This window comes from Microtetraspora malaysiensis (assembly GCF_001528665.1).
GTDB lineage: Bacteria > Actinomycetota > Actinomycetes > Streptosporangiales > Streptosporangiaceae > Microtetraspora_A > Microtetraspora_A malaysiensis.
In genome coordinates, this window is sequence record NZ_BBYJ01000043.1 from 1 (window position 1) to 12,720 (window position 12,720).

General features: G+C 70.8%; 11 protein-coding genes. 6 read left to right on the forward strand and 5 right to left on the reverse strand.

Annotation, left to right across the window (positions count from 1 at the left end; genetic code table 11):
- Positions 1-460 precede the first annotated feature (460 nt).
- From AWQ71_RS37855 to AWQ71_RS37865, 3 genes are all read left to right on the forward strand, one after another.
- Positions 461-1,435: an aldo/keto reductase gene (locus AWQ71_RS37855; RefSeq protein ID WP_067143734.1), complete on the forward strand. Its 975-nt coding sequence runs from the start codon at positions 461-463 to the stop codon at positions 1,433-1,435.
- Positions 1,436-1,731: 296 nt separating this feature from the next.
- On the forward strand, positions 1,732-3,417 hold the full coding sequence (gene polX, locus AWQ71_RS37860; protein ID WP_067143660.1) for a DNA polymerase/3'-5' exonuclease PolX: 1,686 nt from the start codon (positions 1,732-1,734) through the stop codon (positions 3,415-3,417).
- Between the two features lie 123 nt (positions 3,418-3,540).
- Positions 3,541-4,356, forward strand: a complete 816-nt coding sequence (locus tag AWQ71_RS37865; RefSeq protein ID WP_157570826.1) for a hypothetical protein — start codon at positions 3,541-3,543, stop codon at positions 4,354-4,356.
- A gap of 1 nt (position 4,357) precedes the next feature.
- Here AWQ71_RS37865 and AWQ71_RS37870 read toward each other — a convergent pair whose 3' ends face one another.
- Complete coding sequence (locus AWQ71_RS37870; protein ID WP_218002143.1) at positions 4,358-4,822, reverse strand: MarR family transcriptional regulator; 465 nt, start codon at positions 4,820-4,822, stop codon at positions 4,358-4,360.
- Positions 4,823-4,924: 102 nt separating this feature from the next.
- Here AWQ71_RS37870 and AWQ71_RS37880 point away from each other — a divergent pair, with 102 nt between their 5' ends.
- The 3 genes from AWQ71_RS37880 to AWQ71_RS37890 all read left to right on the forward strand — a co-directional run bounded on the left by AWQ71_RS37880 (position 4,925) and on the right by AWQ71_RS37890 (position 9,548).
- Complete coding sequence (locus tag AWQ71_RS37880; RefSeq protein WP_084259750.1) at positions 4,925-6,115, forward strand: FUSC family protein; 1,191 nt, start codon at positions 4,925-4,927, stop codon at positions 6,113-6,115.
- A 230-nt stretch (positions 6,116-6,345) separates the two neighbouring features.
- Entirely contained in the window at positions 6,346-7,581 is a 1,236-nt protein-coding gene (locus AWQ71_RS37885) for a sulfite oxidase (protein ID WP_084259751.1), read from the forward strand.
- Positions 7,582-7,955: 374 nt separating this feature from the next.
- Positions 7,956-9,548 carry a WS/DGAT/MGAT family O-acyltransferase gene (locus AWQ71_RS37890; RefSeq protein ID WP_067143672.1) on the forward strand — a complete coding sequence of 531 codons (1,593 nt, stop codon included), beginning with the start codon at positions 7,956-7,958 and terminating at the stop codon, positions 9,546-9,548.
- 34 nt (positions 9,549-9,582) lie between these two features.
- Here AWQ71_RS37890 and AWQ71_RS37895 read toward each other — a convergent pair whose 3' ends face one another.
- From AWQ71_RS37895 to AWQ71_RS37905, 4 genes are all read right to left on the reverse strand, one after another.
- The gene (locus tag AWQ71_RS37895; protein ID WP_245658930.1) at positions 9,583-10,158 is read right to left on the reverse strand and encodes a TetR/AcrR family transcriptional regulator; all 576 of its coding nucleotides are present in this window, start codon (positions 10,156-10,158) and stop codon (positions 9,583-9,585) included.
- A gap of 148 nt (positions 10,159-10,306) precedes the next feature.
- The gene (locus AWQ71_RS42365; protein WP_174550792.1) at positions 10,307-10,471 is read right to left on the reverse strand and encodes a hypothetical protein; all 165 of its coding nucleotides are present in this window, start codon (positions 10,469-10,471) and stop codon (positions 10,307-10,309) included.
- A 295-nt stretch (positions 10,472-10,766) separates the two neighbouring features.
- Positions 10,767-12,377, reverse strand: a complete 1,611-nt coding sequence (locus AWQ71_RS37900; protein ID WP_067143675.1) for a monocarboxylic acid transporter — start codon at positions 12,375-12,377, stop codon at positions 10,767-10,769.
- Positions 12,374-12,706 carry a DUF485 domain-containing protein gene (locus AWQ71_RS37905; RefSeq protein WP_084259756.1) on the reverse strand — a complete coding sequence of 111 codons (333 nt, stop codon included), beginning with the start codon at positions 12,704-12,706 and terminating at the stop codon, positions 12,374-12,376. Before AWQ71_RS37905 ends, AWQ71_RS37900 begins: the two co-directional genes overlap by 4 nt.
- Positions 12,707-12,720 lie beyond the last annotated feature (14 nt).

Here is a 12,720-nt window from a genome sequence, read left to right on the forward strand (position 1 = left end):
AACCTGGACAACCTCGCACCACTGTGCGCCGCGGACAACAAGTGGAAGTCCCGCCACCCCGACCGGGTAGAAGTGATCGACCAAGGGGACGGGACCGTGTCGATGCGGTTCCACCGGTATTCCAAGCTCCGCCCCCGACGCTGGACCGACAGACAGTAACCAACCACCACTGAACAGCCATCCGTGACCGGCGAGCGCGATCCGTCATGCACGTCGAAGCCGTCCGCAGGCATGCGGTGAGCCGGCGGGGTCCTTCGTCCTGGCACCGGTGACCTGTCTCGTTGGAGGCGGACTCTCGCAGATCATTAGGCTGCCGATCGAGTTGGGGCAAATGTTCCTCCTTCGGCAGCTGGTGACGCGCGGCGAAAGCGCTCACAACGACATGAGCTTCCGCGGGCTTCCAACGACGCTGTAAAGCCCGTATGTTCACCGCGACCGGACGGAACCTAGGGTGATCGGCATGGATTACGTACGGCTCGGCACCACCGGACTCAAAGTCAGCAGGATCTGCCTCGGCATGATGAGCTACGGCGACCCCGACAAATGGGGCGGCTGGGTACTCCCCCAGGACCAGGCCGAACCCATCGTCCGCAAGGCCGCCGACAACGGCGTCACCTTCTTCGACACCGCGGACGTCTACTCCCAGGGTGTCAGTGAAGAGGTCACCGGCAACCTCCTGCGCGCCATATTCCCCCGCCGCGAGGACTACGTCCTCGCCACCAAGGTCTACTTCCCCATGGGCACCGGCCCCAACGACTGGGGGCTGTCCCGCAAACACATCCACGCCGCGATCGACGCCTCGCTACGCCGCCTCGGCACCGACTACGTCGACCTCTACCAGATCCACCGCTGGGACGACGAGACCCCGATCGAGGAAACGATGGAGGCCCTTCACGACGTCGTCCGCGCCGGAAAGGCCCGCTACATCGGCGCCTCCTCCATGTACGCCTGGCAGTTCGCCAAGGCCCAGCACACAGCCGAACGCAACGGCTGGACCAAATTCGTCGCCATGCAGCCGCACTACAACCTCGTCTACAGAGAAGAGGAGCGGGAGATGATCCCGCTGTGCCGTGACCAGGGCATCGGCCTGATCCCGTGGAGCCCGCTCGCTCGCGGCCTGCTCGCCCGCGCCGGCGCCCCGGCCGACACCGCACGCCAGGTCGGGGACGGCGCGCGCCAGGAGCAGCTCTATGGGGGCGCGGGAGATGCCGCGATCATCGAGCGGGTGGTCGAGACGGCGCGTGAGCACGAGGTGCCTCCGGCTCAGGTGGCGCTGGCGTGGCTGCTCCACCAGCCGGGCGTGACCGCCCCGATCGTGGGCGCCACCAAGGAGCGGCACGTGGACGACGCCGTCGCCGCGGTGGATCTGGCCCTGAGTGAGAAGGAGCTCGCCTTCCTCTCCGAGCCGTACCTCCCGCGTACGATCATTTTCTGATGTCGAGCGTGCGTCCGGCCCGGTCCTGCCCGAGCCGGTCGTCGTTCGAGACGCACAGGGCGAGCGCCCGATGCGGGCGGCATCGGGCCTCGGCGACGCCGCCCGGCTCTTGGCCGTTCGCTTCACTGGCCGTTCGCTGGGCCAGTGAAGCGAACGGCCAGTGAAGCAGACAGCCGACGCCCACGGAGCAACGTCCCCGGGGGCGCCTCGGTCCCGGCGGGCCTCCTCGCGGCGCCCGCCCTGGCCGTCCGTGGCGGCGTCGAAGATTGTCGGGGGCACGCCGTACGCTGCAGGGCATGGGTCGGTCGAACGATGACGCGGCTGCCGCGATCGAGGAATACGCGGAGCTTTTCGCGCTGAACGGCGGGGACGCGTTCCGCGTCCGCAGTTACCAGAAGGCGGCGAAGTCGATCGCCGGCTACCCGGAGGACCTCCGCGAGACGGATCCGCGGAAGATCCCGGGGGTGGGCGAGGCGATCGCCAAGAAGGTCGATGAGTTCCTCCAGCGGGGCAGCTTCCGCCAGCTCGACGAGCTGCGCGCCGTCGTGCCCGACGGAGTGCGCGAGCTCACGAGGGTCCCCTCGCTGGGGCCGAAGAAGGCGCTGTTCCTGTTCCAGGAGCTCGGCGTCGACTCCCCCGCCGCCCTCGCCGAGGCGATCAGGGGCGGCCGGTTGGCCGGGCTGCGCGGATTCGGCCCGAAGACCGCGGAAAACCTGCTCAAAGGGGTCGAGCAGTTGGAGCAGTCGGCCCGGCGGGTCCACATCGGCATCGCCATGGATCTGGCCGAAAGGGTCATCGCCTCGCTGCCCGCCGAGCGCATCGCGTACGCCGGTTCGCTGCGGCGGATGCGCGAGACGATCGGCGACGTGGACATCCTCGCCGTCGGCCCGGTCGAGCTGATGGCCACCTTCGTGGCGCAGCCGTACGTCACCGAGGTGATCGCGCGCGGCGACCGCAAGACCTCGGTCCGGACCGACCGCGGCATCCAGGTGGACCTACGCCTGGTCCCGGCGGAGTCGTGGGGCGCCGCGCTCGTCTACTTCACGGGGTCGAAGGAGCACAACGTCCGCATCCGCGAGATCGCCGTCAAGAAGGGGTGGAAGCTCTCCGAGTACGGCCTGTTCGACGGCGAGGACGACGTCATCGCCTCGGAGACCGAGGAGGACATCTACCGCGCGCTCGGCATGGAATGGGTGCCGCCGACGCTGCGCGAGGACGGCGGCGAGGTCAAGGCGGCGCTCGACGGCCGGATCCCCCGTCTGGTCGAGCTGGGCGACATCAAGGGCGACCTGCACACGCACACGAATCTGACCGACGGCATCGCCTCGCTCGACGACATGGTGGCCGCGGCGGCCGGCCGGGGTTACGCCTACTACGCCGTCACCGACCACGCGCCCGAGCTGTTCATGCAGCGGATGACCCTGGAGAAAGCGCTCCAGCAGCGGGCCCAGATCGCCGCGCTGCAGGGGCGATATCCCGGCATGCGGCTGCTGCACGGCACCGAGCTCAACATCGGCCCCGACGGATCGGTGGACTGGCCGGCCGAGGTTCTGGAGGGGTTCGACATCTGCGTCGCGTCCGTCCATTCCCACTTCGGGCAGAGCCGCGACGAGATGACCCGCCGCTTCATCACCGCCTGCGAGAACCCGAACGTCCACATCATCGGCCACCCGACCACCCGCAAGATCGGCAAGCGACCCCCGGTGGACGCCGACTGGGACGCGGTCTTCCGGGCGGCGGCGCGCACCGGGACCGCCATGGAGATCGACTCGTTCCCGGACCGGGCCGACCTCCCGTCCGACCTGGTCCGGCGTGCCCGCCACCACGGGGTGAGGTTCTCGATCGACAGCGACTCGCACGCGATCCCGCATCTGGCCAATCTGAAGTTCGGGGTCGGCGTCGCCCAGCGGGCCTGGCTGACCCCCGACGACGTGATCAACACCTGGCCGCTGGACCGCCTGCTCGCCTTCCTCGGCCGCTAGAGCGGCGCGGCACCGCGCTCCACGAGAGCCGCGGCCCCACGAGGACGCTCATCCCTCTCCGGAGGGAGCGGAGTCCCGCTGGACGGGGAGGATCGGCCCGCGCCGCGCCGCCAGGCTGAGGCCATGAAGACAACGAGACCCCATGCGGCGGCCACCGTCGCCGCGGCCATGGCGGGTGTTGGGCTGGCCGGTTTCGGGGCGACCGGGATCGCCTTCGACATCGTCGGAGTGGTCATGGCGGCCCTCTCGTCGGTCACCGGGGCCGAAGAGGCGGTCCAGCTGCCGCTCGACTGGCCGATGACCGCCGCCCGCGCTGCCGCGCTCGTCGTCGGCACGGCGCTGCTCGTCTCCGCCGTACGGCGCCACCGCCGCGCCCGCTGCGCGTGCCGGCGGTGCGGGCGCCTGTCCGTGCCCACGGCCACCGCCGGCGAGGGTCGGAGGATGTGGGACAGGCTGAGCGTAGGAGCCGGGTACGCGACGGTGGCACTCGCCGCGGGATACGGCGCGCTGAAGGCCCAGTGGGGCCTCGGCGGCACCATCGGGCTCGACGATCCCCACGCGTTCGGGGAGGTTCGGCTGTGGTCGTCGGGGATGGGCGACACGGCCCTGCTGGCGCTGATCGGGATGGCTCTCGGGCTGGGCTTCGCCCGCACCTGGCGGCCTCCGCTGCGGATGCCGCGCTGGCTGCCGCTCACGGCCGCGTTCGTCGGCTGCGTGATGCTGGTCCCGGTCGGAATCCTGGGCATCGGTTACCGGATCGCGACCGTGCTCGGCATCGCACAGGTGTCGATGAAGGGCGTCTCGCTGTGGGTGTTCGACGTGATCTACGCCTGGTTCCTGATCATGGGACTGGCGATGGGGCTCGCGGCCGTCGGCTACCACTACCGCACGAGGGGGGTGTGCCGGTCCTGCGGCCAGGGCCGGCCCGCCTTCACATGATTCAGGAGGAGCCGTCCGCCTCCCGGCCCTCGCCGTCGCCGCTCACCAGCCGGTCCAGCAGGCCGGCGGCCAGGCGCAGGAGCCCGCGTTCGGTCGGGGTGAGCTCGCGTGCCATCCTCTGGGCCAGCCACGCGTCGGACTCCTGCGCGTACCGCATGAGTACGTCGGCGCCCTCCTCTGTCAGGGCGATCTGATGGCGCCGGCGATCCCCGGACGCGCGTGACCTGGTGACGAGTCGCTTCTCCTCCAGGGTCGCGAGGGTCCGGGTGAGCGACTGGGGTTGCAGCCGTTCCGACTCGGCGAGTTCCCCGGCCGTCATCGGCCCGTGCCGGTACAGCCGCCCGAGCAGCGAGAAGCCCAGCGCGCCGACCCCGTCGCCGTGACGCTCGGCGCGCAGTCGGCGGCTGAGCCGGGTGGACGAGCGGCGCAGCTCCGCCGCCGTGGCCAACAGTTCCTCATTATGCACAGTTAGTACGATAGCGCGTAGCAAAAAACAGGATCATGTGCTTTTTAGAAGCACATATTAGTAAGATCTGCGTAGCATTCGCCGATCGTTCCTGGGGGTGCGGTGACGACCACGAAGGCACAGCGGGACAGGTCACCCCGGGCCGCGTACCGCGCTCTCCCCATCGGCCCGATGCTCGCCGGGGCCGCCGGCATGTGCGGTCCGGTACTGGCGGGCGCGCTCACCGACCATATGGGGGCGGGGATGCTCGCGGCCCTCGGCGCGATGACCTCGGGCGGCAGTGCGCCGGACGCTTCCCCGGTCACCGTCCCAGCCCCCGCGACGAACAGGGCCGGGCCGTGGGCGCCGATCTCGACGAGCATTTCAGCGGGGATCCCGACGGTCCTGATCACGACCTTGGCGGGATTTGCCGGCGCCGCCCTGGCCGGCCACGGCTGGGGCACGGCAGTGGGAGTCACCGCGACCGCCCTCGTGGTGAGCCTGTCCTGCGGCCTCAGTCGCTCCGCCGTGGCGGCGGGCGTCCGGTTCGTCACCCTGATGGTGATCACGACCGGGCTCGGCCCAGCGGTCGGCCCTCCGACAGTCGCGGTGCTGTACGCCGCCGGAGCGTTGTGGGCCGTCGCCGTCAGAGCCGCGGCGGCAACTGTCGTCCGCACCCGGAGAGGACGGCGCGGCACCGTTTCCGCGGTGCCGGGCACCGCTTCGGCGGAGGTCGCGGCAGAAAACGCCACCACCCGCCCAGCCGTACCCGAGCGCGGGAAGGCCCTCCGCACCGGCCTCGCCCGCGTGACAGCGTACGCACGCCGGTTCCGGTACCTACGGACGGCGCGGTCATGGCACTACCCGGCACGGCTGACGCTCTGCCTCGCGGCGGCCGAGACCCTGGCGACATTGTGGGGCGACCCGAAGGCGTACTGGATCGCCGTGACAGTGGTCATCGTGGTGCGGCCCCGGTTGGACGGCGCCGTACGGAGGGCAGCGGAAAGGGCGGCGGGAACGGCGGCCGGGGCGCTCGCCGGCACCGCCCTCCTGCTCCGGCCGCTGCCGTTCTGGGCGTTCCTTCTGGTCCTGACCGGGCTGGCCGGGGCGCGGCCGGCGCTGCGCACCCGCGCCCCTGCCGTCTATGCGGCCGTGATGACGCCGCTGGTGATGCTGCTGGTGCAGGCCGACGGCGGGCAGGCGTCGCCGTACCTGCTCGCGATCCGTCCCGCGGACGCGGCCCTCGGCTGCCTCATCGCGATCGGCGCCGGCTATCTGCCGTGGTCGCCGCGGCAGGGAAGCGGGCGGAAGTAGGGTCGCGCCGCCGCCGACATCGATCACGGCGGCGCCCGTGCCGTCATCGGCCGCCTCCTCGACGAGTTCCACCGACAGGACGAGGTCCGCCTGGAACCCGCTCACCTGACGCGGTCCGCGGGCGCGCAATCCTGGTGGACCAACGGCACGCCCCCCGTTGACATCCCGCACTCGCTGATTCAATGGTTTCCTAGTAGGTAAATAGGAAATTCAAGGAGGGGTGGTCCACCATGGCTCTTGATGACCTGACCGGCGCGTCCGTCTCCGGGTCCGGCATTCCGCACCCGCGCGAGGAGACCCACCGCACTCCGTCACTCCCCTCCCCCCGTACCGGCGCCCACCCCGGCGGCGAAGCATCCGCCGGCCCCGACGGGCTGTCCGGAGACGACGAGGCGGAGCGGGCCATCGTCAAGCCGCTGCCTCCCGAACTGTTCGACATCCACGGCTCCTGTGCCGAGATGCGCTGGGAGGCGATGCGCGGCCGGGGCTACCACGTGCCGGGCGACCGCTTCTTCGTCCGGAACCACACCTCGACCCCGCGGATCGACGCCGCCACCTGGCGGCTCAGGTTGCACGGGTCAGGGCTGCGCCGTCCCCGCGAATTCACGTACGACGAACTGCTCACCCTGCCGACGCGGACCGCGGACGTGGCGATCGAGTGCGCGGGGAACGGGCGCTCCCTCTTCGCCACGCAGCAGGGACAGGGTGCCCCCGGCACGCCGTGGCGGCTCGGCGCCATCGGCGTCGCCCGCTGGCGCGGCGTGCCGCTGTCCACGCTCCTCGCCCTGGCCGGGCTCCGCGGCGACGCCGTGGACGTCCTGCCCACCGGCCTCGACCCCGAGTACGTCGACAACGGCGTGAACCTCGGCCACGTGCGCCGCCCGCTCCCGATCGCCAAGGCCCTGGACGACGTGCTCCTCGCGTACGAGATGAACGGCGAGCGGCTGCCGCCCGACCACGGCTTCCCCGCGCGGCTGGTCGTCCCCGGCTGGACCGGGATCGCCTCGATCAAGTGGGTGGGCGACATCGAGGTCTCCACCGCCCCGCTGTCCTCGCCCTGGAGTACCGACCTCTACCGGATGTTCGGCCCGGGCCGATCTGAGGAGCCGTTGACCACCCAGGTGGTCAAGAGCGCGTTCGAGCTGCCCTGGAACGCGGCGCTCCAGGCCGGGCAGCGGCACATCCTGCGCGGCCGGTCATGGTCGGGCACCGGGCGGATCGTACGGGTCGAGGTCAGCGTCGACGGAGGGCGGTCGTGGCAGCGCGCCGTGAGCCGGGGCCGCGCCCCCGCGGCCGGCTGGACGCCGTGGCACATCGCCTGGTTCCCTCGCGATCCCGGCCGGTACGTCCTGATGGCGCGGGCCACGGACGAGACCGGGGCCACCCAGCCGGAGCACACCCCGCACAACACGTTCGGCTATCTCTACGACGGGATCGTGCGGCATCCGGTCACGGTGATCGGCTAGGTCCCTGTCCGCACGCGTTCACCGGGATCGAGGGAATCGAGGGAGCGGAAGGGAACCACCGGGGCCCGAATGAGATCCTCACCCCCAACCCCGGCAAAGGTTGGCTGATCACGGCACTAGACGAGCGGGCCCACGGGAATGTCACCACAAGGCCACCTCACCTGCATCAGGAGAGGTCAGGCGCGTCCGACCTGCACAGGTCCCGCTCCGGTGGCCTGTCCCGGGCCCCATGCCGGGGTCATGCGCGGCCCAAATCTCCCCGGAGACGCGCAGGAAACGCGCCGGTAACCCGGCACGGAGATGATGGTCACACTCCGGGAGCAGGCGATGATCGTCCGCCACCGGAGCGCGGAGGAGAGCAGGAAGGATCACTGATGCGCCAGCTCACGGCACTCGACACGCAGTTTCTGAGCGCGGAGTCGCACACCACCGCGTCGCATGTCGGGGGCGTGGCGATCCTCGACCCGGCGTGCGCTCCCACCGGTACGGTCACCCGCGACGGCTTGATCAACCTGCTGCGCGAGCGGATTCACCTCGCTCCTCCCCTGCGGATGCGGATCGCCGACGTGCCGCTCGCGCTCGACCGGCCGTACTGGATCGAGGACGCCGACCTGGACCTGCGCGAGCACGTGTACGAGTCGACGCTGGCGGCCCCCGGCGACGACGACCAGCTCGCCGAGCACGTCGCGGGCATCCACGCGCGCCGGCTGGACCGGAGCCGGCCGCTGTGGGAGATGCACCTGATCCACGGCCTGCCGGACGGGCGGGTGGCGCTCTACACGAAGGTCCATCACTGCGCCATCGACGGGGTGTCCGGCGCCGAGATCCTCGCCTCCCTGATGGACCTCTCCCCCGAGCCTCGCCTGGTCGAGACGCCTCCGGAGATCCCGGCGGAGCAGACGCCGGAGCAGATCGGCCTGCTGGCGGGCGGGCTGGCCCGCTCGGTCGTCCATCCGGTCGCGGCGCTGCGGTCGTTCACCCGGGCGGTGGCCGACCTCGACGCCATCCCCCTCGCCTCGGCCCTGCCGGGGGCCCGGATGATCGCCCGCGCGACGCGGCGGCTGCTCGGCGACGAACGGCCCCGGCCGGAGCTGCCGCCGCTGGCCGCCCCGCGTACGCCGTTCAACGGGGTCATCTCCGGCGAGCGGAGCTTCGCCTTCGGCTCGATCCCCCTGGAAGAGATCCGGCGGGTCTCCCGCACCTTCGGGATGAGCGTGAACGACGTCGTCATGACCTTGTGCGCGTCGGCGCTGCGCCGCTGGCTGATCTCCTGTGACGCGCTGCCCGACCAGCCGCTCATCGCGGCGGTCCCCGTGGCCGTCCGTACGGCGCGCGGCAGCGAGACGATCGGCAACCAGATCTCCGCCATGATCACCCCGCTGGCGACGAACATCGAGTGCCCGAAGGAACGGCTGTCGACGGTGCGCTCGGCCATGCTGGCGGCCAAGCGGCGGTTCGCGGTGTCGCCCGCGACCTGGCTCAACGACGTGTGCGCCTTGTTCCCCGCGCCGTTCTCCGCGCTGGCGACGCCGGCCCTGTTCCGCCTGGCGGGCATGGTGGGCACCGGCGTCAACCTGATCGTGTCCAACGTGCCCGGACCGCCGTTCCCGCTCTACCTGTGCGGGGCGCGGGTGCTGTCGTACTACCCGATGTCCGTGTTGACCGACGTGACGGGCGCGCTCAGCATCACCTGCATCTCCTACGACGGACGGCTCGACCTCGGCGTCGTGGCCTGCCCGACGCGGGTCTCGGACGTGTGGAGCCTCATCGGGCACATCGACGAGGCGATGGAGGAGCTGACCACGCTGGCCAAGCGTGAGCGGGCCGCCGAGCGGGAATCGGCGGCGATGGAGCCGGAGGAGCCGGGCCCGGCGCAGCGACAGCCCGGGGCGGCGGAGGGCGCCGGGCGGGCGGCGCCGGACCCCGGCACGGCCGAGCCCGATGCCGTGGAGAAGATCCCCGCCTGAGGCGACCGACGAGGTCGGCCGCCGGTCGCGGGGGTCAGCCCATCGCGTGCGCGATCAGCTCGGCGACCGCGTCCGGATCGATGTGGTGGCCGGTGAGCTGGCAGATGCTCTCCTGATAGAGCAGGACCGCGGCGAACGTGGCGGCGGCCGCCTCCAGCCGGGCCGCGTCGCCGCGACCGCCGAGCATGGCGAGTTCGAGGGCGAACCGCGCCCGGTTGATGATCTCCGCGTTCAGGCGGCCGAGCCGTTCCCGCACCGAGAGGTGCGTGTCGGCCTCGCGGAACAGGATCCGCCGCATGGCGGGCGAGGCGTGCAGCGGCAGCCTGCGGGCCAGCCGGGACAGGGCCCCGGCGGCGTCGCCCGGCGCGGCCGCCGCCCCGCGCTCCACGGCGTCCTCGGTGTCCTCGGCGTCGTGCTCGGTGACCAGGGTCCGCTCGTCCACCAGCGAGATCAGGACATCGATCTTGCGGGGAAAGTAGTGGAAGAGCAGACCCTTGGGCACCCCGGCCAGCTCCGCGATCCGCGCCGTCGGGGTCGCGTCGTACCCGCCGCCCGAGAAGAGCTCCTCGGCCGCGTCGAGAATCCGGGTTCTGGCCGTCTGCCGGTACACGGATCCGACGATAACCACGCGGGATCCGGCGTACCATTACGCAACGGACAGTTGACCCTTCGGTCCCGGCCGTCCCGGTGCCGCTCCGCGCGTTTTCGACCCGGAACGCCACTGAGGATCTCCGTGCGCGGTCAACCCGCCCGGACGGTCAGCGGAACTCGGGGGCGTGGTCGGCGGCCCACTGCGCGAACGTGCCGGGCGGGCGGCCGGTGAGCCGCTCCACGGTGTCGGTGACACGATCGGAGTCCGGCCGGTGCTTCGCGGCCGCGATCAATGCCTCTACCAGCGCCGCGGGTCGGCCGTCCGCGAGCATCTGTGATCGTGCCAGGTCGGCGGGTACCGCCTCGAACCTCAGGCGACGGCCCAGCGCGGCACCGCGGTCCGCGCGATCTGCGGCCCGGCCACGACAGAGGGGCGGCAGAGACGAGACGGCCCGGCCGCGGGGCGCTACGCCACCCGCGACCGGGCCCGACCCGGGTCCGGGACGTCCTCGGTGTTCTGCCCGAAGGCAACCGCCATGACCGCCACCGGGGGCGTCCCGGATGCGCGGCGCCGTCCCCGAGGGGTATGGCCGGAGGTCCGGTCACCGCGTTTTGTTCAGTGCGCGCTCAGTGCTCGGAGGCCTTCTCCGCGCCGACACCGGTCAGCGAGCGGACCTCGATCTCGGCGTACTTGGACGCGTTGTACTCCTTGCTGAGGATCGTCCCGAGGTATCCGGCGAGGAAGCCGACCGGGATCGAGACGATGCCCGGGTTCGACAGCGGGAACCAGTGGAAGTCCACGTCGGGGAACATCGCCGTCGGCGCGCCGGAGACCACCGGCGAGAACACCACGAGCAGGACGGACGTGACCAAACCGCCGTAGATCGCGGACACCGCGCCGGCGGTGTTGAACCTCTTCCAGAACAGGCTGAAGAGGATCGCCGGCAGGTTGCCCGAGGCGGCCACGGCGAAGGCCAGCGCGACCAGGAAGGCCACGTTCAGCGACTGCGCGAAGATGCTCAGCCCGATCGCGACCGCGCCGATCACGAACGCGGAGATCCGGGCGACCACGACCTCCTGGCGCTCGGTGACGTTGCCCCGCTTGAACACGTGGGCGTACAGGTCGTGCGCGAAGCTGGACGAGGAGGCCAGGGTCAGACCGGCGACCACGGCCAGGATCGTGGCGAACGCGACCGCCGCGATGACCGCGAGCAGGATGGTGCCGCCCACCTCGCCGAAGATCTCCCGCCCGATCGCCTCGGCGAGCTGCGGCGCGGCGGTGTTGCCCGCCTTGTCCTGCTCCGTGATCGCCTTGCCGCCGACCAGCGCCGCCGCGCCGAACCCGAGCACCAGCGTGAACAGGTAGAACACGCCGATGAGGCCGATGCCCCACTGGACGGACTTGCGGGCGTCCCGGGCGGTGGGCACGGTGTAGAAGCGGATCAGGATGTGCGGCAGGCCGGCCGTGCCGAGGACGAGCGCCAGGCCGAGGCTGATCAGGTCGATCTTCCCGGCGATGCCCTGCGCCTCGGTGCCGTACTTCAGACCGGGTTCGAGGAGCGCCTGGCCCTTGCCGCTCTTCTCGGCCGCCTCGCCCAGCAGGCTGGACAGGTTGAAGCCGAACTTGCCGAGCACGAGCAGGGTGATCAGGGCCGCGCCGGTCATCAGCAGGACGGCCTTGACGATCTGCACCCAGGTGGTGCCCTTCATACCGCCGAAGACCACGTAGATGATCATCAGCAGGCCGACCCCGATGATCGTCCAGATCTTGCCGGCCTCGGAATGGATGCCGAGCAGCAGGCCGACGAGCGCGCCCGCGCCGACCATCTGGGCGAGCAGGTAGAAGATGCTGACCACGATCGTGGACACCCCGGCCGCCGTACGCACCGGGCGCGGGCTCATCCGGAAGGCGAGCACGTCGGCCATCGTGAACTTGCCGGAGTTGCGCATCAGCTCGGCGACCAGCAGCAGGGCCACCAGCCAGGCGACGAGGAACCCGATCGAGTAGAGGAACCCGTCGTAGCCCGAGAGCGCGATGATGCCGGCGATGCCGAGGAAGGACGCAGCCGACATGTAGTCGCCGCCGATCGCCAGCCCGTTCTGCAGGCCGCTGAACGAGCGGCCGCCCGCGTAGTAGTCCGCGGCGGTCTTCGTGTTGCGGCTGGCCCAGAAGGTGATGCCGAGCGTCCCGGCGACGAAGAAGACGAAAAGGATCGTCGAGAGAGTCTCGTGTCTCATGCGGCGGTCTTCTCCTCGACCTCGTGACGCAGCTCGTCGGCCAGCGGGTCCAGCTTCCGCGCGGCGTGCCGCGAGTAGGCCCAGGCGATCAGGAACGTCGAGACGAACTGCAGGATGCCGAAGACAAGGGCCACGTTGATGTTGCCGAACAGCTTCGTGCCCATGAAGCCACGGGCGAAGCCCGACATGATGACATAAAGCACGTACCACGCGAGGAACGCGACGGTCATGGGGAAGACCCAGCGCCGGAACCGGCTCCGCAGCTCGCGGAACCGCTCGCTCGTCTGTATCTCTTCATAAACGGACGCGTCATGTTGCCGAGTCGTCACACGACCTCCCACGG